Origin of the sequence: Phenylobacterium sp., assembly GCF_030646615.1 — a bacterium.
Lineage (GTDB): Bacteria > Pseudomonadota > Alphaproteobacteria > Caulobacterales > Caulobacteraceae > Phenylobacterium.
This window is the reverse complement of the sequence record NZ_JAUSLG010000022.1, coordinates 1-20,180: the sequence shown is the minus strand read 5'-3', so window position 1 is coordinate 20,180 and position 20,180 is coordinate 1. Positions and strand designations below refer to the sequence as shown.

Annotated in this window: 20 protein-coding genes and 1 pseudogene; 9 read left to right on the top strand and 12 right to left on the bottom strand. The window is 68.3% G+C overall.

What is annotated here, in order from left to right:
• Positions 1-5 precede the first annotated feature (5 nt).
• Both Q7S93_RS03445 and Q7S93_RS03440 read right to left on the bottom strand, forming a co-directional pair.
• On the bottom strand, positions 6-938 hold the full coding sequence (locus Q7S93_RS03445; protein WP_304712177.1) for an electron transfer flavoprotein subunit alpha/FixB family protein: 933 nt from the start codon (positions 936-938) through the stop codon (positions 6-8).
• On the bottom strand, positions 938-1,687 hold the full coding sequence (locus tag Q7S93_RS03440) for an electron transfer flavoprotein subunit beta/FixA family protein (RefSeq protein ID WP_304712176.1): 750 nt from the start codon (positions 1,685-1,687) through the stop codon (positions 938-940). The genes Q7S93_RS03445 and Q7S93_RS03440 overlap by 1 nt, the downstream gene beginning before the upstream one ends.
• 142 nt (positions 1,688-1,829) lie before the next feature.
• Between Q7S93_RS03440 and Q7S93_RS03435 the strand changes: the two genes are divergently transcribed.
• Positions 1,830-2,093, top strand: coding sequence for a hypothetical protein (locus tag Q7S93_RS03435; protein ID WP_304712175.1), 264 nt, complete (start codon positions 1,830-1,832; stop codon positions 2,091-2,093).
• Positions 2,094-2,103: 10 nt separating this feature from the next.
• On the opposite strand, the gene Q7S93_RS03430 is transcribed toward Q7S93_RS03435, so the two are convergent.
• Positions 2,104-2,679, bottom strand: coding sequence for a cob(I)yrinic acid a,c-diamide adenosyltransferase (locus Q7S93_RS03430; protein WP_304712174.1), 576 nt, complete (start codon positions 2,677-2,679; stop codon positions 2,104-2,106).
• Positions 2,680-2,714: 35 nt separating this feature from the next.
• The gene (locus Q7S93_RS03425; RefSeq protein WP_304712173.1) at positions 2,715-2,915 is read right to left on the bottom strand and encodes a twin transmembrane helix small protein; all 201 of its coding nucleotides are present in this window, start codon (positions 2,913-2,915) and stop codon (positions 2,715-2,717) included.
• A gap of 422 nt (positions 2,916-3,337) precedes the next feature.
• Between Q7S93_RS03425 and Q7S93_RS03420 the strand changes: the two genes are divergently transcribed.
• Both Q7S93_RS03420 and Q7S93_RS03415 read left to right on the top strand, forming a co-directional pair.
• On the top strand, positions 3,338-3,988 hold the full coding sequence (locus tag Q7S93_RS03420; RefSeq protein ID WP_304712172.1) for a TetR/AcrR family transcriptional regulator: 651 nt from the start codon (positions 3,338-3,340) through the stop codon (positions 3,986-3,988).
• Positions 3,989-4,105: 117 nt separating this feature from the next.
• Positions 4,106-4,714: a TetR/AcrR family transcriptional regulator gene (locus tag Q7S93_RS03415; RefSeq protein ID WP_304712171.1), complete on the top strand. Its 609-nt coding sequence runs from the start codon at positions 4,106-4,108 to the stop codon at positions 4,712-4,714.
• Here the strand turns inward: Q7S93_RS03415 and Q7S93_RS03410 are convergent.
• Positions 4,711-6,372, bottom strand: a complete 1,662-nt coding sequence (locus tag Q7S93_RS03410; protein WP_304712170.1) for an acyl-CoA dehydrogenase family protein — start codon at positions 6,370-6,372, stop codon at positions 4,711-4,713. The two genes, Q7S93_RS03415 and Q7S93_RS03410, sit on opposite strands and share 4 nt — an antisense overlap.
• Positions 6,373-6,448: 76 nt before the next feature.
• Here Q7S93_RS03410 and Q7S93_RS03405 point away from each other — a divergent pair, with 76 nt between their 5' ends.
• Positions 6,449-7,075 (top strand): glutathione S-transferase family protein, encoded by a 627-nt coding sequence (locus Q7S93_RS03405; RefSeq protein WP_304712169.1) that lies wholly within the window; start codon positions 6,449-6,451, stop codon positions 7,073-7,075.
• A 3-nt stretch (positions 7,076-7,078) separates the two neighbouring features.
• Here the strand turns inward: Q7S93_RS03405 and Q7S93_RS03400 are convergent, their stop codons facing one another.
• From Q7S93_RS03400 to Q7S93_RS03380, 5 genes are all read right to left on the bottom strand, one after another.
• Complete coding sequence (locus Q7S93_RS03400) at positions 7,079-7,876, bottom strand: alpha/beta fold hydrolase (RefSeq protein WP_304712168.1); 798 nt, start codon at positions 7,874-7,876, stop codon at positions 7,079-7,081.
• 143 nt (positions 7,877-8,019) lie between these two features.
• Positions 8,020-9,120: an aromatic ring-hydroxylating oxygenase subunit alpha gene (locus tag Q7S93_RS03395; protein WP_304712167.1), complete on the bottom strand. Its 1,101-nt coding sequence runs from the start codon at positions 9,118-9,120 to the stop codon at positions 8,020-8,022.
• A gap of 40 nt (positions 9,121-9,160) precedes the next feature.
• Complete coding sequence (locus Q7S93_RS03390; protein ID WP_304712166.1) at positions 9,161-10,768, bottom strand: alpha-glucosidase family protein; 1,608 nt, start codon at positions 10,766-10,768, stop codon at positions 9,161-9,163.
• Position 10,769: 1 nt separating this feature from the next.
• Positions 10,770-11,375, bottom strand: a complete 606-nt coding sequence (locus Q7S93_RS03385; RefSeq protein WP_304712165.1) for an ATP-dependent Clp protease proteolytic subunit — start codon at positions 11,373-11,375, stop codon at positions 10,770-10,772.
• Between the two features lie 63 nt (positions 11,376-11,438).
• Positions 11,439-12,902: a M20 family peptidase gene (locus Q7S93_RS03380; protein ID WP_304712164.1), complete on the bottom strand. Its 1,464-nt coding sequence runs from the start codon at positions 12,900-12,902 to the stop codon at positions 11,439-11,441.
• 107 nt (positions 12,903-13,009) lie between these two features.
• On the opposite strand from Q7S93_RS03380, the gene Q7S93_RS03375 reads away from it, so the two are divergent.
• The 5 genes from Q7S93_RS03375 (at position 13,010) to Q7S93_RS03355 (ending at position 18,170) form a co-directional block, all read left to right on the top strand.
• Positions 13,010-13,759, top strand: coding sequence for an extensin-like domain-containing protein (locus tag Q7S93_RS03375; protein ID WP_304712163.1), 750 nt, complete (start codon positions 13,010-13,012; stop codon positions 13,757-13,759).
• A 77-nt stretch (positions 13,760-13,836) separates the two neighbouring features.
• Positions 13,837-14,589 (top strand): extensin-like domain-containing protein, encoded by a 753-nt coding sequence (locus Q7S93_RS03370; protein WP_304712162.1) that lies wholly within the window; start codon positions 13,837-13,839, stop codon positions 14,587-14,589.
• A gap of 116 nt (positions 14,590-14,705) precedes the next feature.
• Entirely contained in the window at positions 14,706-16,832 is a 2,127-nt protein-coding gene (locus Q7S93_RS03365) for a TonB-dependent siderophore receptor (RefSeq protein ID WP_304712161.1), read from the top strand.
• Positions 16,833-16,953: 121 nt separating this feature from the next.
• The gene (locus tag Q7S93_RS03360; protein ID WP_304712159.1) at positions 16,954-17,715 is read left to right on the top strand and encodes an SDR family oxidoreductase; all 762 of its coding nucleotides are present in this window, start codon (positions 16,954-16,956) and stop codon (positions 17,713-17,715) included.
• A gap of 2 nt (positions 17,716-17,717) precedes the next feature.
• Positions 17,718-18,170 (top strand): GNAT family N-acetyltransferase, encoded by a 453-nt coding sequence (locus Q7S93_RS03355; protein WP_304712158.1) that lies wholly within the window; start codon positions 17,718-17,720, stop codon positions 18,168-18,170.
• Here Q7S93_RS03355 and Q7S93_RS03350 read toward each other — a convergent pair.
• Together Q7S93_RS03350 and Q7S93_RS03345 are read right to left on the bottom strand one after the other, a co-directional pair.
• Positions 18,143-19,327, bottom strand: coding sequence for an aminotransferase (locus tag Q7S93_RS03350; protein WP_304712157.1), 1,185 nt, complete (start codon positions 19,325-19,327; stop codon positions 18,143-18,145). The two genes, Q7S93_RS03355 and Q7S93_RS03350, sit on opposite strands and share 28 nt — an antisense overlap.
• 51 nt (positions 19,328-19,378) lie before the next feature.
• A pseudogene (locus Q7S93_RS03345) lies at positions 19,379-20,180 on the bottom strand (translational GTPase TypA); the annotation flags it as partial.

The window sequence follows — 20,180 nt, the reverse complement described above, 5'->3', positions numbered from 1 at the left end:
CGGCCTTAGCCGAGGGCCGACATCAGTTCCGGCACCGCCGTCTTGTAGTCGGCCACCAGGCCATAGTCGGCGACCTGGAAGATCGGCGCGTCGCCGTCCTTGTTGATCGCGACGATGACCTTGGAGTCCTTCATGCCGGCCAGGTGCTGGATCGCGCCCGAGATGCCGATGGCGATGTAGAGCTCCGGCGCCACCACCTTGCCGGTCTGGCCGACCTGGTAGTCGTTGGGGGCGTAGCCGGCGTCCACCGCGGCCCGGCTGGCGCCCACGGCCGCGCCCAGCTTGTCGGCCAGGGGTTCGATGACCTTCTGGAACTCTTCGGCAGAGCCCATGGCGCGACCGCCGGAGACGACGATCTTGGCGCCGGTCAGTTCCGGACGCTCGGACTTCACGATCTCCTCGCCGACGAACTTGGTCGGCCCGGCGCCGGCGCCTGCATCGACGTCCTCGACCGAGGCCGAACCGCCTTCGCCCGCCGCCTTGAAGGCGGTGGGACGGACGGTGATGACCTTCTTGGCCTCGGACGACTGCACGGTCTCCAGCGCGTTGCCCGCATAGATCGGGCGAACGAAGGTCGAGGCGTCCACCACTTCGACCACGTCGGAGATGTGCGAGACATCCAGCTTGGCCGCGATGCGGGGCGAGAAGTTCTTGCCCTGGGAGGTGGCGGGCGTCAGCACGGCGTCGTAGCCGGACATCAGCGGAACCACCACGGCCTCGATGGCCTCGGCCAGGCCGTGACCCAGGTCGTCGCTCTGGGCCAGCAGCACCTTGCGGACGCCTTCGATCTTGGCGGCGGCGTCGGCGGCGGACTTTGCGTCCTTGCCGACGACCAGGATGTCGACGTCGCCGCCGATGGCCTGGGCGGCCGAGACGGTCTTATGGGTGTTGTCGCTGAGCGCGCCGGCGTTCAGGTCGGCGATGACGAGTACGGCCATTAGAGCACCCCCGCTTCATTCTTGAGCTTGGCGACCAGATCGGCCGCGGTTTCGACCTTGATGCCGCCGCCACGCTTCGGCGGTTCCGACACCTTGACCACCTTGAGGCGCGGCGCCGTATCGATGCCGTAGGACGCGATGTCCTTGGTATCGAGGGGCTTTTTCTTGGCCTTCATGATGTTGGGCAGGGAGGCGTAGCGCGGCTCGTTCAGGCGCAGGTCGGCGGTGACGATCACCGGCAGCGGCGCTTCGATGGTCTGCAGGCCGCCGTCCACTTCGCGGGTGACGGTCGCCTTGTCGCCAGCGATCTCCAGCTTGGACGCGAAGCTGGCCTGGGGCCAGCCCAGCAGGGCCGAGAGCATCTGGCCGGTGGCGTTGTTGTCGCCGTCGATGGCCTGCTTGCCCATGACCACCAGGTTCGGGGACTCTTCGTCGATGACGGCCTTCAGCACCTTGGCCACGGCCAGGGGCTCCAGGTCGGCGTCGGTCTGAACCAGGATGGCGCGGTCTGCGCCCATGGCGAGCGCGGTGCGCAGGGTTTCCTGCGCCTGGGCCGGGCCGATGGACACGGCCACCACCTCGGTGACCACGCCCTTTTCCTTAAGACGCACCGCCTCTTCGACGGCGATCTCGCAGAAGGGGTTCATGGACATCTTGACGTTGGCGAGGTCAACGCCGGTCTCGTCCGACTTAACCCGCGGCTTGACGTTGTAATCGATTACCCGTTTGACCGGGACCAACACCTTCATGAGGGCCTCAAATTCGCTTTGGGGAAGAATGGGTCGCACGGGGCATAACGTTTCCCGCGCGCATTGCAAGTCGGGCGGATAAGGCGATTTGCGCCCCAGTCAGCCCTAGCCAGAGGAAAAAAGCCCGAATATGAGGCTGCCTATGAGCCGTATCATTGACCGCCTGAAGCTGGTTTTCCTCGGGGCGTTCGTCCTCTCCCTGGTCGCCATATTCGGCTACCACGGGTATTATGTCTGGCCAGCCGAGCGCTGCGAGGCGCAGGGCGACTGGTGGGACCCCGACGGTCGTGTCTGCGCCCGCCCGGTCCTGATCTCGGATATCACCGGCCGCACCATCCCCGAGCGCAAGGCCGCCGAGGCCGCCAGGGCCCGCGCTGAAGCCGCCGCCGAGACGCCGGCGCCCTAGGCAAGCGGTCTCAACCACGGTTGGCGCCGGGAACCCAGAGCACATCGCCCTGGCCATCGTCATTGGCCCGCCGGCTGGCGACGAACAGCAGGTCCGACAGACGGTTGAGATATTTGAGCGCCGCCGCGCCGACCGTCTCCGTCGCCGAAAGGGCCACGGCGCCCCGCTCGGCCCGCCGACAGACCGTGCGAGCCTGATGCAGGGCGGCGGCCGCGGCCGATCCGCCGGGCAGCACGAAGGAGGTCAGGGGGGCCAGCGTCGCATTTATCCCGTCGATCTCCCGTTCCAGGCGCGTCACCTGGCCCTCGCTGATGCGCAGCACCCGTGCGGGGTCCTCGTCGGGCGATGGCGGATTGGCCAGGTCGGCCCCTAGATCGAAGAGGTCGTTCTGGATGCGGCCCAGGATGCGGTCCAGCTCGGCGTCGTCGCCCGTGTGCAGGCGGGCCAGGCCGAGACAGGCGTTGGTCTCGTCCACCGCCCCATAGGCCTCGACCCGCAGATCGGTCTTGGCCACCAAGGCGCCATTGGCCAGGCGCGTGGCGCCGCCATCGCCGGTGCGGGTGTAGATGCGATTCAGAACAACCATGGTGGCGCCGCCTATCCCAAAGCCTATCCCCAAGCCTATCCGTTGTGCCGCCACCAGACCGCGGTCACCAGGATGAGCACGGCGGCGGCCTGCAGGACGACCCGCAGACGCATCAGCTTGTTGGAATAGGAGCGGCCGAAATCCCCGCCGCGGAACAGGGCGAAGATCCCGACGCCCAGGGCCAGGGTCACGGCCAGCAGGCTGGCGGGGATCAAAATGGCGAACAGCTGGTTCATGATCTCGGGCTCGGGGCGCGCTTGCAGAGAGCCCTATTATGTAGGGATTTCCAGCACCGTGCGCGAATCTGATTGCGCGTCTCAATCGCGCAACTGGTTGATCCGATTCACCGAAGCCGGTTCATTCCTGGGCATTGGCCGACGGCGGCGCCCGATATGGTGAATAAACCGTTGTAGCGCTTGAAAAAGTCCTGCGACGGTCGGTCGCGCCGCACCCTTGCCTCATTTCAGGTATGGCGTGTGCGAACTTTACAATAACGCGGGTAATTGAACGCGCTCGCTGAACGCTCCGGCTTGTGGAGCCGGCCAGCTCAGCGCTAAGAGGATCCCATATCAGCGTTCAGTTACCTCGCCTGTTTGGTGGCGAGGGACTGCGCGAGCGCCGTCGGCTCCCCCCGCCACGGCCATCGGAGTATCGAATCATGAAGCACGTCGCCGCCGTGGAAGGTCAGAGCGAGACCCGCGTCCGGATGCCCACCCGCCGGGCCCTGGCCAAGCAGCAGACCCGGGCCAAGGTGCTCGCCGCCGCCCGGGAGCTGTTCAGCACCGAGGGCTACGAAGGCGCGACGATCCGCGACATCGCTGCGGCCGCCGGCATGTCCACGGGCGCCGTTTTCGCCAACTTCACCGACAAGTCCGAGCTGTTCCGCGAGATCATGACCGCCGATCTGGCCGCCGTGGTCGAGGCCATGACCGAGGCCGCCAGCCGCGGCCGGACGGTGGACGACGCCCTGCTCAAGGCCTTCAGCGCCGGCTACGGCTTCTACAAGTCCCAGATGCCCCTGGCCCGCGCCGCGCTGGGCCTCTCCTGGTCATGGCAGGACGGCCAGGCCCTTCGCACCCTGGCGTCGATCCAGGAGATCATCGACCTCTTTGGCGACCAGCTCGCCCTGGGCGTGGAACGCGGGGAGCTTTCGCAGGAATGCGAGATCAAGCTCCGCAGCCAGATGCTGTTCGACAACTATCTGGCCAACTATCCGCAGGCGATCTTCGGCGGCTGGAGCCTTGAGGCGCTGCAGGCTCGCTCGCGGGACCAGATCCGCGTCATCCTGGCCGGCGCCCGCCGCGGCTGATCGACGCCGCCGACCCCTGAACAACTTAAAGTTCCTTGCCGGACAAGCGTTCGACGAGTCTGCTTGCGGCGGGCTCTAGGTCAGGACGCGCCGATAGAGCGCGCTTGGGGGGAAAATTTGAATCTGCGTCAAACTCAGAAAGAGGCGACGCGGCGTCGTGTGCTGGACGCCGCCCGCGATCTGTTCGAAACCGTCGGCTACGAAGAGACGACCGTTCGCGAAATCGCCAGCCAGGCCGGCGTGGCGGTCGGCAGCGTGTTCACCTGCTTTTCCTCCAAGGCCGAGGTGCTGAGCCAGGTGATGCAGGAGCGGCTGGACGATCTCTATGGCGAGCTCGATCGGGTGACGCCGCACCTGCGCGGCTCCACGGCCGACCGGCTCTCCTCGATCTTCGCCCTGCATTTCGCCTTTGAAACCCGGCGGACCCAGCTGTTCCTCGCCCATATCGCGGCGGCCTATAGCTGGCGTCCGGGGGGCTCCAGCATCCCCTATGGCCGCAATCCGCGCCTCCGCGGCACGATCCGCGACTGCGTGGTCGAGGGGCAGGAACGGGGGGACGTGGATCGGTCCCTCGACGTGGACATGATCGTCGACACCCTGATGGCCGCCTATGCCTGGAACTACCGCCTGGCCGCCTGGGAGAACGCCGGGCCTGAGCGGATGAGCGCCCATATGGAACAGCAGATCGCCCTGGTGGCCCGCGGGTTCCGGCCTGTCGCCAACTAATTTCCGCCGTCCAGCAGGCGCCGGGCGATCACCTGGGCCTGGATCTCGCCGGCGCCTTCGAAGATGTTGAGGATACGGGCGTCGGCCAGCAGGCGGCTGACCGGCTGTTCGACGGCGAATCCCGTGCCGCCATGGATCTGCAGGGCGTTGTCGGCGCAGGCCCAGGCGATGCGCGCGGCCACCAGCTTGGCCATGCCCGCCTCCAGGTCGCAGCGCCGTCCGGCGTCCTTGGTCCGTGCCGAGAACCAGGCCAGACGGCGGGCGCCGAGGATTTCCGCCGCCATCATGGCCAGCTTGTCGGCCACCCGGGGAAAGGCGGCCAGGGGCTCGCCGAACTGTCGCCTCGCCAAGGCGTAGTCCAACGCCAGATCCAGGGCGTTCTGCGCCACGCCGATGGCGCGGGCGGCGGTCTGGATGCGGGCCGATTCGAAGGTCGCCATGAGCTGCACGAAGCCCTGCCCCTCCTGGCCGCCCAGCAGGGCGTCCTCCGGCACGGCGAAGTCGTCGAAGGCGATCTCGTATTCCTTCATGCCGCGATAGCCGATCACCGCGATCTCGCCGCCGTCCATGCCGGGCGCCGGGAAGGGGTCGGCGTCGTCGCCCCGCGGCTTCTCCGCCAGCAGCATGGAGAGGCCCCGGTGGTCCTGGCGGGTCGGATCTGTGCGCACCAGCAAGGTCATCAGGTCAGCCCGGGCGGCATGGGTGATCCAGGTCTTGGCGCCGGTGACCCGCCACGCCCCATCCCGGCGAACCGCCCGGGTGCGTAAGGAAGCGAGGTCCGAGCCCGCCTCCGGCTCGGTGAAGACGGCGGTGGGCAGCATGGCGCCCGAGGCGATGGCCGGCAGAAGCCGGGCCTTCTGGTCAGCCGTGCCATGGGCCAGGATCAGCTCTGCGGCGATCTCCGCGCGCGTGCCCAGGGAGCCGACGCCGATATAGCCCCGGGAGAGGGCCTCGGAGACCACGCACATGGCGACCTTGCCCAGGCCCGCCCCGCCGTGAGCCTCGGGCAGGGTGAGGCCGAAAACCCCCAGGCCGGCGAGTTCGTCGATCAGAGCCAGCGGGATCAACTTATCGTCCAGGTGCCAGCCATGGGCGAAGGGGGCGATCTTCGCGCTGGCGAAGCTGGTGAACTGGGCCAGGATCGCCTGGTGGGTTTCGTCCAGGCCGCTCGCCTCCAGGGAGGGCCGTCCCCGGGCCTGGGCGAGTAGTTCGACGATGCGATGGCGCGCCTGCGGCGTGGCGTCGGGCGCCAGGGCTGCGATGGCGGGCGCGAGCCTGGCCGGATCGAAGCCGAGATCGACGGGGCGCGCCATCTCGCCCTGGCTCATGGGCAGGCCGCCGGCCAGCTGGCTGAGATATTCGTGCGCCAGCAAAAGCGCTGGCCGCGCGCTCGCCTCGTCCCAGATCCCGCTCGCCGCAAGGTCCGCCGCCCAGTCGGCGGTCTGTCGCAGGGTCTCGGCATAGGCCGCCGCCCAGGCCAGGCCGTGGGCCGCCCGCTGCTCGGCGTCCAGGACGTGGCGGTCCAGGCGGCCCTCAGGCGCGATCCGGGCGGCCAGCGCCGCGCGGGCCTGGGCCACGCAGGCCTCGGCGACCTCGGCGGCGGCCAGCAGGCGGGCAGGGGCGTCAGCAAAGCGGTCAGGTAAGGGCTCGGAGGTCATGGGAGCACTATAGGCCCAGCTTGCCGCGGGTCACGCCCGACGCCTATACGATGTAAGCCAAACCCCGGGAGCCGTCATGATCGTCGTCCACCACCTCAATGAATCGCGCTCGCAGCGCATCCTCTGGCTGCTGGAGGAACTGGGGGTCGAGTATGAGATCAAGGCCTATGAGCGCGACGCCAAGACGAGGCTCGCCCCGGACGCGCTTCGCGCCGTCCATCCCCTGGGCAAGTCGCCGGTGGTCACGGACGGCCAGGTCACGGTGCACGAATCCGGCGCCATCATCGACTACATCATCCGCCATCACGGGGCGGGCAAGCTGCAGCCGGCGGTCAGCGACCCCGACTACGAATCCTATCTGCAATGGCTGCACTATGCCGAGGGCTCGGCCATGCTGCCCCTGATGCTGCAGATGTATGTCATGCGCCTGGGCGAGGCCGGCGCGCCTCTGCATCCGCGCATCGAGAGCGAGGTGGCCAACCACCTCGCCTATCTCGACCAGGCCCTGGCCGGCCGCGACTACCTGATGGGCCAGGCGCTCACCGGCGCCGACATCCAGATGAGCTTCGTGGGCGAGGTGGCCCGGGCGTTCGGCAAGCTGCCGGCCTATCCCAACGCCGAGGCGTGGCTGAACCGCCTGCATGACCGGCCGGCCTACAAGGCGGCCATCGCGCGGGGCGGCCCCTACGCGCTTGGGCGCTAAGGCCTAGAACCGGTCCCCGAACGGGTCGTCGAGCAACCCGTCGAGAAAATCGAAAACCGCCGCCTTGGTGAGCGCGTGGGGGATGGCCGAGAAGTGGTCGCAGCCCACAACGGTGATGCCGCGCCCCTGGGGAAAGGCGCCTGCCAGACCGTCGGGGTCGCCCGCGCCCTCGTCCCGCTGGCCGGCGATCACCAGAACCGGCACGGGCAGGCGGGCCATGGCTTCGAGGTCGAGGGGCGGATTCTCGGCGCGGACGAAGGCCGCCAGGGCGCGGCGGTCCTCCCCCTGTTCGTCGGCGAAGTGGCGGAAGCTGCGCAGCATCGGATGGCTGATGGTCTCCGGATCGTCCGCCAACATGGCCTGGGCCATGGCGTCGGTCGGCGCGCCAGGCGTGCGGGGCTCGAGCAGGCGCTCCCCCACCCCGCCCAGGATCAGATGGCCGATCCGGTCGGGCGCCGCCAGGGCCGCGGCCATGGCTGTGCGGGCGCCCATGGAATAGCCGAACAGATCGACCTGGCCGAGCTCCAGATGGTCCAGCAGGGCGATGACGTCCCCGGCCAGGGCCTCGCGCTGATAGGCCTCGGGCTCATAGAGCTTCTGGCTTTCCCCGTGACCCCGCTGGTCGAGGGCGACGCACCGCGCCCCTCGTCGCTCCAGGGCGGCGTACCAGCCCGTGCGCCGCCAGCCCTCCTTGCGGTTGGAGGTGAAGCCATGGACCAGCACCATGGCGCGCTGGGCGTCCCCCTGGGGCGGGAGGTCATCGAAGGCGATCTCGACGCCGCGGCTGGTGAATACAGGCATGGGACGCTCGACAAATGGGGGTCTGAAATGAGGTCAAGGCCGCAGGGCGGCGGCGGGGCTCTTAGGGGACGAAATGCGTCCCGATCCTGGACGCCCCACCATGGACGAGAACGCAGGTCAGGCAAAGCAAAGGCGCGCGCCGATCAGCTGCGCCAGCGCAGGCGGGTCGCCTCCACGGGATTGACGAAGGCCCGGCCTTCCCGGCGGCTCAGGGCCCATTCCCGCTTGAGCTGCTGGTACCACTTGGCCTGGCGGTCGGCGTCGTCGATCCACAGCAGGCTGGGATCGTATCGCAGCCCCTCGTTCTGCAGGTTCACCATGTCGCCGTCCTGGCGCAGGAAGGCCCGCGCCCCGGCGGCGATGACGGGCTTCAGCAGCCGGAAGGCCGGATGGTCGGACCAGATGATCTGGGTGATCTTGGTCTTGGTCGCCGACAGCGGCGTCAGGCAGGTCAGCGACAGGACCTGGCGGCGGCCCACCGTCACATGCTCCCAGCGCAGGCCGGGAATCTGGAAGGTGATCTCGGTCAGGGGCTGGCCGCCGAGGATCGCATAGGCGCGGCTGTTTTTGGACGGCTCGTGGCGCACCATGGCGAAGCCTGCCTCGCGGGGTTCGAAGGGCTTGGACTTTTCGTGCTGGCTCTTGGCCGAGCGCCACCACCACTGTTGATGCACATAGGGGCCGTGGGCCGGGTCCATCAGGCCCACCACCGCGTGGTCGATGTGGGCGTCAAACTCCATGCGGTCGACCAGCTTGGGCTTGCCGCCGACCACGCCCGGAAAGACCGGCGGGTCGATGTCTGGCTCGCCCTCGAAGCGGGGATCGGCGCTGATCCAGATGAAGACCAGCCCCTGGCTCTCGCGCACCGGGAATCGACGGACCTTGATCTTGCTGACGTCCATGGCCTGGTCGGCCACCAGGGACGGAATGGCCGTGCAGGCGCCGTCGAGACCGAAGCGCCAGCCGTGATAGGGGCATTCGACGCTTTCGCGCCCATCGGCCTCGGCGGTCAGCTTGCCGGCCGACAGGGGCGCGGCCCGGTGCGGGCAGATGTCGCGCACGGCATAGGCCTGGCCCTTGCGGCCGCGGCCGATCAGGATCGGCTCGCCGAGGATCTCGAAGCGCTGCAGCTTGCCGGGCTTCAGGTCCGCAGACAGGGCGGCGAAATACCAGATGTCGGTGAGGAAGCCCTCGCCGAACCGGGGTCCTTTCGCGGAGGGGGTCTTGTTGTCGCCTTCGGCCATGGCGTCTTCTATCGGGGCCTTGCGGTCCCCGCACCTGTCATCAGGGGAGTTTCAGGAAACGGCAGGCATAGGCGCCGAGCGCCAGCCCGCCGGGGAGGGGCTCGGCCACGCCTGAACTCACCGGCAGCATCTCCGCGCCCTTCAGGACGGGGTGCTCGGCGCGGGCTGTGCGGCCGCTCATATTGAACACGCAGGCCACCGCCTGGCCCTCGTGGCGGCGGACAAAGGCCAGGATGGGCTCAGGGGCGTCCAGGAATTCGATCGCCCCATGGGTCAGGGCCCGGGACGCCTTGCGCAGGGTGATCATCTGCCGGGTGAAGGCCAGGGTGGACTTGGGATCGAGCTCCTGCCGGTCCACGGCGAGCGGTCGGTGGCTTTCGGCCGCGGGCAGCCAGGCCGCGCCGTTGGAGAAGCCGAGATGGGCGGCGTCGGCCTGCCAGGGCATCGGCGTCCGCGCGCCGTCGCGGCCCTTGGCGATCGGCCAGTAGAGGTCGCCCACCGGATCGCGCAGCTCGTTTCGGGACAGCTCGGCCTCGGGCAGGCCCAGCTCCTCCCCCTGATAGAGCAGGATGGCGCCGCGCAGGGTCATCAGCAGGGCCAGCATCAGCTTGGCCACCGGTGGGCCGGCGTCCGCCCCGCCGAACCGGCTCACCGTGCGGGCCACGTCATGGTTGCAGAACGAGATGGTCGGCCAGTGGTCGGGGTAAGCGGCCAGGGTGGCGTAGTGGTCCTTGAACACCTGGGCGGCCATCCGCCGGGCCTTCAGCAGGACGAAGGTATAGGCCGAGTGCAGGCCCTGGTCGGGGGCGCAATAGGCGCCGCAGCGCGCTTCCTCCTCGGAAAACTCGCCGAACACGAAGCGGTCTGGGCCATGGGCTTCCACCCGGCGACGGACCTCGTCCAGCAGGGGGATGTTCTCCGGCAGGTTGGAGTCGAACAGGTGCCGCTGCATGTCGCTGGCGTGGCCCCAAGCGGCCCGGTCGCGCTCGGCCGCGGGGATGGCTGGATTGGGCCGCAGTTCGCCGTCGTGGAGGAAGGCGTTGGCCACATCCAGGCGGAAACCATCGGCGCCGCGGGAAAGCCAGGTGTCGAGTACCTTGAGGGCGGCTTCCCGGGCCTTCGGCTCACGCCAGTTCAGCTTGGGCTGCTGGCGCAGGAACTTGTGGTGATAGTGCTGGCGCCGCGCCGGCTGATAGGCCCAGGCCGGGCCGCCGAAGACGCTCAGCCAGTTGTTGGGCGCGGTCCCATCGTCGGCGGGATCGGCCCAGACATACCAGTCGGCCTTGTCGCCATCGGCCCCTTCGTCCCGGCTGGCGGCGAACCAGGGGTGCTCGTCGGAGGTGTGCGACAGCACCTCGTCCAGCAGCACCTTCAGGCCACGGGCGTGGGCCGCTTCCGTCAACGCCTGGAAGTCGGCCACCGAGCCATAGTCGGGGTGGACGTCGTCATAGTCCGAGACGTCGTAGCCCCAGTCGCGATTGGGCGAAGGGTGGATGGGGGAGAGCCAGATCGCATCCACGCCGAGGCTCTGCAGATAGTCCAGCTTGGCCATGACGCCCGCAAGGTCGCCATGGCCGTCGCCGTCGCTGTCGAAGAAGCTGCGGACGTAGATGTGGTAGACCACCGCCCCCTTCCACCAGGGGGCCATGTCAGACCGCCGTCGCGTTCTCGATGACCTTCGAGACCAGGCCGTACTCGATGGCCTTCTCGGCGTTCATCCAGAAGTTCCGCTCGGTGTCCTTGACCACCTTGTCATAGGGCTGGCCGGTCTCGCGGGAGATGATGCGGTTGACCCGCTCGCGCATCTTCACGATCTCCTCGGCCTCGATCTGGATGTCCGAGGCCTGGCCCCGCACGCCGCCCATGGGCTGGTGCAGCAGGAACCGAGTGTTGGGCAGGCAGAAGCGGTTTTCCTTGGTGGCGCCCAGGAAGATGTGGGCGCCGGCGCTGGCCACCCAGCCCGTGCCGATCACCTTCACCTGCGGTCCGCAATAGCGGATCATGTCGTGGACGGTGTCGCCGCTTTCCACGTGGCCGCCGGGGGAATTGACGAAGACCTTGATGTCGCCCTTGCCGTCCGAGGCCAGGGCCAGAAGCTGGGCCGAGACGCGCTCGGCCAGCCGCATGTCGATCTCGCCGAAGATGAGGACGGTGCGCGACTTGAACAGGGCGTTCTGCACCGGCCCGGCGCTCATCGGCATGTCGGGAAGGCGGCCCTTTTCGTCGTCGTCTTCATCTTCGAGACGGAAACCCATTACGCTCTCCTAAAATCTGCAGTGGGGCGGAACGTGCGACTTGCAGCGCCCCGCCGCAAGGGGTCAGCGCGCCGCTGTCGCGATCAGCCGCGCATAGAACTGCACCATTCGTTCCAGATTGGCCAAGGTCATGCGCTCATCGACCCCATGGATCATGGCGGTTTCGGCCATGCTCAGCGTGATCGGCTGGAAGCGATAGGTGTCCTGCGCCACCTCGGCGAGGAACCGGCTGTCTGTGCCGGCGGTCACCAGGCCCGGCGCCACGGGGGCGCCGGTCACATCGGCGGCCAGGGCTGAGATCACCTTCCAGCCCTCCGACTCCGTGGACGAGACCGCCGAGGGCTCCTGCGGTGGGCGGGCCCAGGCGAAGGTCACCGGCAGATCGCCCACGGCGGCCTGGGCCGCATTCAGGACGTCCTCGGAGCTGTCGCCGGGCGCGATGCGGTAGTTGATCCAGGCCCTGGCGTCCCGCGGCAGGACATTCTCCTTGGGGCTGCCCTGCAGCATGGTCGGGGCGATGGTGGTGTGCAGCAGGGCCGCGCCCGCCGGGGTGGCGGCCATCTGGCGCACGATCAGCGGCTCGGTGGCCCAGGTGTTGGCGAGCGCCGCGCGCATGGCCAGGCCGGACCCCGCGCCCAGCACATGCAGCATCTCCGCGCCCGGCCCGTGGAGACGCAGGGGGAAGGGGTTTTCGGTGATCTCGGTGACCGCCCGGGCCAGGGTGGAGACACCGGTCTGCGGCGGCGGGGCGGAGGAATGTCCGCCCTCGGACGATGCGGTCACCACCAGGGTCGCATAGCCCTTTTCCGCCACCCCGATCAGGGCGGCCGGGCCGCCCGTCAGGGGATTGTCGGCGACCACCAGCAGGCCCTCATCCAGGACGAACTGGGCCGACAAGCCGCGGGCCTTCAGCAGGTCATTGGCCGCCTGGGCGCCGCCGCCGCCCACCTCCTCGTCATGGCCGCTGACCAGGATCACCGTCCGGCGGGGCTGGAAGCCGGCGCCGGCCAGGGCCTCGACGGCCTCGAACAGGCCGATCAGCGAGCCCTTGTCGTCCACCGCTCCGCGGCCCCAGACCGCACCGTCGGCGATCACCCCGTCGAACGGCGGATGGGTCCAGCCCTCGGCGGCGTCGGCCGGCACCACGTCCTGGTGGGCCATCAGGACGATGGGGTCCAGGTCGGGCTCGGCGCCTTCCCAGGTGTAGACCAGGGTATGGCCGGCGACCACGTCGCGGCGCATGGCGGCGTGGGCGCGGGGATAGCTCGCCTGCAGCCAGGCATGCAGGGCGTCCCACTCCCCCAGCTGGTTCTCGGCGGGATCCTGGTGGCTGATCGTCTGGAAGGTGATGGCCTGCCCCAGCCGCCCGGCTGCGGCGGCCAGGTCGAAGGCGGGCGCCGGAGCCAGTTCGAGATCGGCGGCGACCAGGCGCGGCGGCTCATAAAGGGCGGTCCGCACCGCCACGACGCCGACCAGCGCCACGACCGCCACACCGGCGCCCAGGGCGATCTTGCTGAGAATTCCCATGGTCTTTCCCCCTCTGGACGGCCGAACCATAGCTTGGCCCTGAGCCTTTGGGCGCCGATTTCAGCGCTGGGGGTGAACCTGGGCCATTCCCGACCGTTGGTCAGACCGTGACCTTCCTCCCTTGGATATCCTCGCTCAAGCCGGCCTCGGCCGAGGCCCTGGCCTTCGGGGGGTTTTGGGCCGTCCTGCTGGACGCGGCTCTGGTGGCGATCGCGCTCACCTGGGCCATCGACGCCTTCGCCCCGCCACAGGATCTGCCGTGGAAGCCCCTGCGGCTGGCCGATCCGCCGGGTCTGGCCACGGCGGTGAAGTTCCAGCGGGCGGCTGGCGATCCCGAGCTCTGTCGAGAGGTGCTGGAGGCTGGCGGGGTGGACTTCACCCATGTGCCGGACCAGCCGACGGGGGATTGCCCACTGAGCAATACGGTGCGCCTGCGGGGCGGAGTCACGCCGCTTTCGCCCGCCGCCCCGGTGATGACCTGCCCCACAGCTCTATCCTACGCCTTCTGGGACCGGCATGTGCTCGGCCCCGCCGCCCGCCGGGTGATGGAGACCGATGTGGCCCGGGTGGAGCACTATGGGGTGTTCGCCTGCCGCAACGTCTATGGCCGCAGCGAGGGCCGCCGCAGCGAGCATGCCAGCGCCAACGCCCTGGATGTGTCGGCCATCGTGCTGGAGGATGGCCAGCGGCTCAGCGTGATAGGCGACTTCAACGATGACAATGACGGCGGAACCCTGATGCGGGCGGTGCGCACCGGCGCCTGCGACTATTTCCGCGCCGTCCTGAGCCCCGATTACAACGCCGCCCATGCCGACCATCTGCACCTGGACTATGGGCGGTTCAGCCTCTGTCGGTAGACCGTTAACCATAGCTCGCCTGCTTAGACCTGGCCGGCTAAGCTCCAGGTCTCCCCGCGAGGTTCTTCCCCAGAGTCATGGCCGGCTATCGTGCTCCCCGTCACCCGCAGGTCGAAGACCATGCGCGCCGCCAGACCCTGATCGCCCGTCTCGTCGGCCTGGGACTGATCTGGATCCTGGTGGCGATCATGGCCCTGGTGGCCGAGCGGGCCATCCCCGACCAGCACCTGCCTTGGAAGCCGCTCAGCGTCATCGATCCGGTGGGCGCCGCCACCCGCGCCAAGGCCGCCCGCACGGGTCAGGACGTGGCCGCCTGCCGGGGCGTGCTGGCCAAGGGCGGCCTGACCTATGTGATCGCCCCTGAGACCGAGGACGGCTTCTGTTCGGTCAAGGACGCGATCCAGATCACCGGTGGCATGGCGCCGCTGACGCCGGCCGATGCGGTGATGACCTGCAAGGAAGCCCTCGCAGTGGCGATCTGGGAACGGCAGGTGGTCCAGCCGGCGGCCTTCGGGGCCTTTGGCCACGCGGTGGTGGCCGTCGAGCACTACGGCGCCTTTTCCTGCCGGCGGATCTACGGCCAGGCGGCTGGCCCGCCAAGCGAGCACGCCAGCGCCAACGCCCTCGATGTGGCGAGTTTCCGGCTGGCCAATGGCGAGGTGGTGCGGGTCAAGGACCACTGGGACGACCCCGGCGCCAAGGGGCGCTTCCTGCGGGAGGTCCGCGACGGCGCCTGCAGGGTGTTCATCACCACCCTGTCGCCGGACTATAACGCGGCCCACGCCGACCACTTCCACCTGGATATGGGCGGCGCCCCGCTCTGCGTCTGATCGCTCGATCATAATAACAATCATTCGCAAGTTATTGCCCTGATCGCGGCCCTGCGCTTATAAGCCCCCTCATAAGATGATAATGCGTCTTAGCTGCATATTCTGGGGATTCTTCGATGTCCAAAGCCACGCCGCGCCGCAGCTTGATGCTGGCCGCAAGCCTCTTCGCCCTGGCTGCGCCGGCCTGGGCCGACGACGACGCGCCCACCCGGGTCTCCGAACTGATTGTCACGGGCCAGGACGGGGAGGTGGCGGTGGCCACCAAGACCGATACGCCGCTGCTTCAGACCCCCCAGGCGATCTCGGTGATCACCGCCGATGTCTATCAGGAACGGGGCGCCGTCTCGCTGCAGGAGGTGCTGAACTACAGCGCCGGCGTCCGCTCCGACGCCTATGGCAATGACGGGCGGGTGGACTCCTTCTTCGTCCGCGGCACGACGCCGGCCCAGTATCTGGACGGCATGCGCAGCACCTACGCCTATTACGACACGGCCAAGGTCGACCCCTATGCGCTGTCGCAGGTGGAGGTCATGCGCGGCCCTTCCTCGGTGCTCTATGGCCAGGGCTCCATTGGCGGCATCGTCAACCTGACCTCCAAGCGGCCGGAGTTCGTCCGCCGCGGCGAGGTGATCGCCTCCCTGGGAAATTTCGAGCGCAAGCAGATCCAGCTCGACCTCACGGGGCCGATCGATGCGGCCGGAACCCTGGCCTATCGCTTTACCGGCCTCTATCGCGACGCCGAGACCCAGGTGGACCATATCGGCGATGACCGGCTGTTCCTTGCCCCCTCGATCACCTGGCGGCCCAGCGCCGACACCGAGCTGACCCTGCTGGTCCATCACCAGGAGGACCGTACGGGCTCGACCACCCAGTTCCTGCCGCACCAGGGCACGCTGCTGCCCAATGTGAACGGCCAGCTGCCCTCCAACACCTTCATCAGCGAGCCGGATGTCGAACTTTATCGGGCGATCCAGTCGAATGTGAGCCTGTTCGCCCGTCACCGGTTCAACCCGCACTTCGAATACCGGCTCAACGCCCGCGCATCCTGGTCGGACGTCAACTACCAGACCATCTATCCCTACTCCTACGCCAACCCCTTCGATCCGTGGCTGCAGCCGGGGCAGGCGGGCTACACCGGGCCGCAGCGCAGCATCGCGCGCTACATCTCCTATTCCTTCCCGGAATCGCGGGCCTATTCCCTCGACAATCAGTTCCAGGCCAACTTCCGGACCGGCGGCGTCGAGCACACCCTGCTGTTCGGGGTGGATGGGCAGCAGTACCGGCAGTTCATGGAGTCCGGCGGCGGATTCACCACCCCCATCGACCTGTTCGATCCGGTCTACGGGAACTACACCGAGCCGGTGGTGACGCGTAAGGCGACCACCGAGCAGGCGCAGCTCGGCGTCTATCTGCAGGACCAGATCCGGATGGGCGGCTGGAACCTGATCCTGGGGGTGCGCCGGGACGAGGCGACGACCCGCTCCATCGCGGTGAATTCGACCGTCACCGAGAAGACCTCCGACGCCACCACCTATCGGGCCGGCCTGCTCTACGCCTTCGAGGGTGGGCTCTCGGCCTATGTGAGTTATTCGGAGAGCTTCCTGCCGGTGGCCGGCGCCAACGTCTATGGGGAGCCCTTCGAACCGCAGATGGGCAAGCAATGGGAGGCGGGCCTCAAATGGCAGCCGGCCCCGCAGTATCTGGCGACCGCTGCGGTGTTCGACATCCGCGACACCAATCGCCTGACCGCCGACCCCACCAATCCTCAGAACCGCATCCAGACCGGCGAGGTGCAGTCCCGCGGCTTTGAGGCGGAGGGCCGCGCCATCTTCCGCGAGGTCTACGATCTGAGCGTCAACTACACCTATAACGAGGTGGAGGTGTCGAAGAGCACCAACCCCCTGGAGGTGGGCAAGCCATTTGCGTCCCAACCCCTGCATGCGGCCTCGGCCTGGGGAACGCGACGCTTCCGCATTGGCGCTGACGGGGAGCTGAGCCTGGGCCTTGGGGTGCGCTATGTGGGCGAAACCACCGACCAGGACGCCAATCGCCTGTTCATCCTGAAGACCCCCGCAGTCACCCTGTTCGACGCCCTGGCGGCCTACGAGCAGGACAATTGGCGGCTGTCCCTCAACGTCCAGAACCTTGAGGACGAGTACTACTTCTCCAGCTGCCTGGTGCGCGGCGACTGCTTCATCGGCTCGCGCCGCAAGGTGATCGGCGCCCTGACCTACCGCTTCTGATCGCAGGTTCCGTCCGCCCCCTTCCCCTCGGCGGACGGGGCGGCGCCGCCTTGACCTGGTGTCGGGCGGCGCCGCAAATGGCGCCATTCAAACAAGCATTTCAATTCAGGGAAGACGCGCCATGGAACTGTTCGATCTCACCGGCAAGGTCGCCGTGATCACCGGATCCTCGCGGGGCATCGGCAAGGCGATCGCCGAGCGCATGGCCGAACATGGCGCCAAGGTGGTGATCTCCTCGCGCAAGGCCGGACCCTGCGACGAGGTGGCCGCGGCCATCAACGAGAAGCATCCGGGCGCGGCCATCTCCGTGCCCGCCTCGATCTCGTCGAAGGAAGATCTGCAGCGCCTGGTGGACGAGACCACCAAGGCCTTCGGCAAGATCGACATCGTCGTCTGCAACGCCGCCACCAATCCCTATTTCGGCCCCATGGCCAAGATCGAGGACGACGCCTTCCGCAAGATCCTCGACAACAACATCATCGCCAACAACTGGCTGATCCAGATGGCCGCGCCGCAGATGCGTGAGCGCCGCGAGGGGGCGGTGATCATCATCTCGTCCATCGGCGGCCTGCGGGGCTCCACCGGCATCGGCGCCTACAACATCTCCAAGGCCGCCGACTTCCAGCTGGCCCGCAACCTGGCCGTCGAGCTCGGCCCGGACAATATTCGCGTCAACTGCATCGCGCCGGGCCTGGTCAAGACTGACTTCGCCAAGGCCTTGTGGGACACGCCGGAGGCCGAGAAGCGCTCCAGCGCCAACAATCCCCTGCGCCGTCTGGGCGAGCCCGACGACATCGCCGGCGCGGCGGTGTTCCTGGCGTCGAAGGCCGGCTCCTGGATGACCGGCCAGGCCATCGTCGTCGATGGCGGCTCCACCTGCTGAGCATGGGCGCGCCGGTCTTCGCCTTTGCGCCGGCGTCGGCCAGCGACCTGGAGGCGTTGACCGAGCTGCGGCTGACGGTGATGGCCGAGAGCTTCAACCGGATCGGCCGCTTCAATCCGGAGCGGGCGCGGGCCTGGTTTGCCGACACCTACCGTCCCGAAACCACCCGCCTGATCGTGGTAGGCGAGGAGACGGCGGGCTGCGTGGCCTTCTATGAGTCCGCGCCCGGCGTCCTGAAGCTCGAGCACTTCTATCTGCAGCCGCACTGGCAGGGCCGGGGCCTGGGGACGGCGGTCCTGGATATCCTGCTGGCCGAGGCCGACGCGGCAGGCGCGGCCGTGCGGCTGACCGTCCTGCGCGAGAGCGACGCCAAGCGACTCTATGACCGGCGGGGCTTCGTCGTCACCGGTCAGGATGATCTCGATGTCTATATGGCGCGGTCGCCGGCTGCCTGAGCCGCCAAGTCGCGCGCCCGCGCCAGCCGCTGGGCGGCCTCATCCAGGGTGGCGTCGGCCTTGGCGAAGCACAGGCGCAGGATGGTGGTGACAGGGTCGGTCTCATAGAGGGCGGACACCGGGATGGTGGCGACCCCGGCCCGCTCCACCGCCAGCCGGGCGAAGGCGTGGTCTTCCAGGGTCACCCCCGACGCCGCCAGGTCGAGGTTCAGGAAGTAGGTCCCTTGCGAGGGCAGGACGGCGAAGCCCTCCCGGCCCAGGGCCTCGGCCAGGCGCTGCTGGCTGGCGGCCAGGCGGATCGGCATCTCCCCCAACCAGTCGCCCATAGTCTCCAGCCCGAAGGCCACGGCGACCTGCAGGTTGGGCGGGGTGGTGAAGGTCAGGAACTGGTGAGCCTTGGCCAGGTGACGGGCCAGGGGCGCTGCGGCGCAGACAAACCCCACCTTCCAGCCGGTGAGGCCGAACATCTTGCCCGCCGAGCCGATCTTCACGCAGCGCCCGGCCATGCCGGGATAGGCCATCAGCGGCCGGTGGACGGCGGGCGCGAAGACCACCTGCTCCCAGACCTCGTCACAGATGGCGGTCAGGTCGTGGGCCACGCAGATCTCGGCCAGCAGGGCGAGGTCGGCGTCCGGGACAACGACGCCGGTGGGATTGACCGGATTGTTCAGCACCACGAAGCGGGTCCTGGGCGTAATCGCCGCCTCCAGCATGGCCCGCGTGAACCGCCAGTGGGGCGGGGCGAGCGAGATCAGCCGGGGCACGCCGCCGGCCCGGCGGATCAGCGGCAGATAGGCGTCATAGAGGGGCTGGAAGACGATGACCTCGTCGCCGGGCTCGATCAGGGCGAGGAAGGCTGCGGCCAGGGCCTCGGTGGCGCCAGACGTGATCACCACCTCTGCGGCGGGATCGAGGTCGAGCCCCTGGGTGCGACGATAGTGGCCGGCGACCGCGGCCCGCAGCTCGGGCAGGCCGGCCATGGGCGGATACTGGTTATAGCCGTCCAGCACCGCCTCGGCCGCGCGGCGCCGAACAGGCTCAGGACCGGGATCGTCGGGAAAGCCCTGGCCCAGATTGATCGCCCCATGGGTCCGCGCCAGTCCGCTCATCTCCTCGAAGATGGTGGTGGGCAGGGCGGCGAAGGTGGCGTCGGGCATGGGGCGAGTCCCGCCATCGCGCCCGGGCGGCGACCGCCCGGGCGGTCGGCCCTAGTCTTCCTTAACGCGCTTCTTGCGGAAGCTCGGGTTCAGGACCTTCTTGCGCAGGCGGATGTTCTTGGGCGTCACCTCGACCAGCTCGTCTTCCTCGATATAGGCGATGGCCTGTTCGAGGGTGAGGCGGCGGGGCGGCGTCAGGCGGATGCTCTCGTCCTTGCCCGAGGCCCGGACGTTGGTGAGCTGCTTGGCCTTCATCGGGTTGACGTCCAGGTCATCGGCCCGGGCGTTCTCGCCGATGATCATGCCCTGATAGGTCTTCTCGCCGGCGCCGACGAACATGGTGCCGCGGTCTTCCAGGTTCCACAGGGCGAAGGCGGCGGTCTCACCGTCGGAATTGGCCACCAGCACGCCCTTGCGGCCGGCGTCGATGGCGCCCTTGTAGGGCTCGTAGTGGCTGAACACGCGGTTCAGCACGCCCGAGCCGCGGGTGTCGGTGAGGAACTCGCCCTGATAGCCGATCAGCGAGCGGGACGGCGCCATCAGGCTGATCCGCGTCTTGCCGGCGCCCGAGGGGCCCATGTCCTTCAGCTCGGCCTTGCGGGCCGACAGCTTTTCGATGACGACGCCGGAGAACTCGTCGTCCACGTCGATCATGACCTCTTCGATGGGCTCCAGGCGCTCACCGGTCTCGGGATCGTTCTGGAACACCACGCGGGGGCGGCTGATGGAAAGCTCGAAGCCTTCCCGGCGCATGCCTTCGATCAGCACGCCCAGCTGCAGTTCGCCGCGGCCGGCCACCTCATAGGCGTCCTTCTCGGCGGTTTCGTTCACCCGGATGGCGACGTTGGACTCC

Excerpts from the sequence above, each read along its gene's own strand:
- Q7S93_RS03445 (WP_304712177.1), bottom strand. The coding sequence starts at position 938 with ATGGCCGTACTCGTCATCGCCGACCTGAACGCCGGCGCGCTCAGCGAC.
- Q7S93_RS03440 (WP_304712176.1), bottom strand. The coding sequence starts at position 1,687 with ATGAAGGTGTTGGTCCCGGTCAAACGGGTAATCGATTACAACGTCAAG.
- Q7S93_RS03435 (WP_304712175.1), top strand. The coding sequence starts at position 1,830 with ATGAGCCGTATCATTGACCGCCTGAAGCTGGTTTTCCTCGGGGCGTTC.
- Q7S93_RS03430 (WP_304712174.1), bottom strand. The coding sequence starts at position 2,679 with ATGGTTGTTCTGAATCGCATCTACACCCGCACCGGCGATGGCGGCGCC.
- Q7S93_RS03425 (WP_304712173.1), bottom strand. The coding sequence starts at position 2,915 with ATGAACCAGCTGTTCGCCATTTTGATCCCCGCCAGCCTGCTGGCCGTG.
- Q7S93_RS03420 (WP_304712172.1), top strand. The coding sequence starts at position 3,338 with ATGAAGCACGTCGCCGCCGTGGAAGGTCAGAGCGAGACCCGCGTCCGG.
- Q7S93_RS03410 (WP_304712170.1), bottom strand. The coding sequence starts at position 6,372 with ATGACCTCCGAGCCCTTACCTGACCGCTTTGCTGACGCCCCTGCCCGC.
- Q7S93_RS03405 (WP_304712169.1), top strand. The coding sequence starts at position 6,449 with ATGATCGTCGTCCACCACCTCAATGAATCGCGCTCGCAGCGCATCCTC.
- Q7S93_RS03400 (WP_304712168.1), bottom strand. The coding sequence starts at position 7,876 with ATGCCTGTATTCACCAGCCGCGGCGTCGAGATCGCCTTCGATGACCTC.
- Q7S93_RS03395 (WP_304712167.1), bottom strand. The coding sequence starts at position 9,120 with ATGGCCGAAGGCGACAACAAGACCCCCTCCGCGAAAGGACCCCGGTTC.
- Q7S93_RS03390 (WP_304712166.1), bottom strand. The coding sequence starts at position 10,768 with ATGGCCCCCTGGTGGAAGGGGGCGGTGGTCTACCACATCTACGTCCGC.
- Q7S93_RS03385 (WP_304712165.1), bottom strand. The coding sequence starts at position 11,375 with ATGGGTTTCCGTCTCGAAGATGAAGACGACGACGAAAAGGGCCGCCTT.
- Q7S93_RS03380 (WP_304712164.1), bottom strand. The coding sequence starts at position 12,902 with ATGGGAATTCTCAGCAAGATCGCCCTGGGCGCCGGTGTGGCGGTCGTG.
- Q7S93_RS03370 (WP_304712162.1), top strand. The coding sequence starts at position 13,837 with ATGGCCGGCTATCGTGCTCCCCGTCACCCGCAGGTCGAAGACCATGCG.
- Q7S93_RS03365 (WP_304712161.1), top strand. The coding sequence starts at position 14,706 with ATGTCCAAAGCCACGCCGCGCCGCAGCTTGATGCTGGCCGCAAGCCTC.
- Q7S93_RS03360 (WP_304712159.1), top strand. The coding sequence starts at position 16,954 with ATGGAACTGTTCGATCTCACCGGCAAGGTCGCCGTGATCACCGGATCC.
- Q7S93_RS03355 (WP_304712158.1), top strand. The coding sequence starts at position 17,718 with ATGGGCGCGCCGGTCTTCGCCTTTGCGCCGGCGTCGGCCAGCGACCTG.
- Q7S93_RS03350 (WP_304712157.1), bottom strand. The coding sequence starts at position 19,327 with ATGCCCGACGCCACCTTCGCCGCCCTGCCCACCACCATCTTCGAGGAG.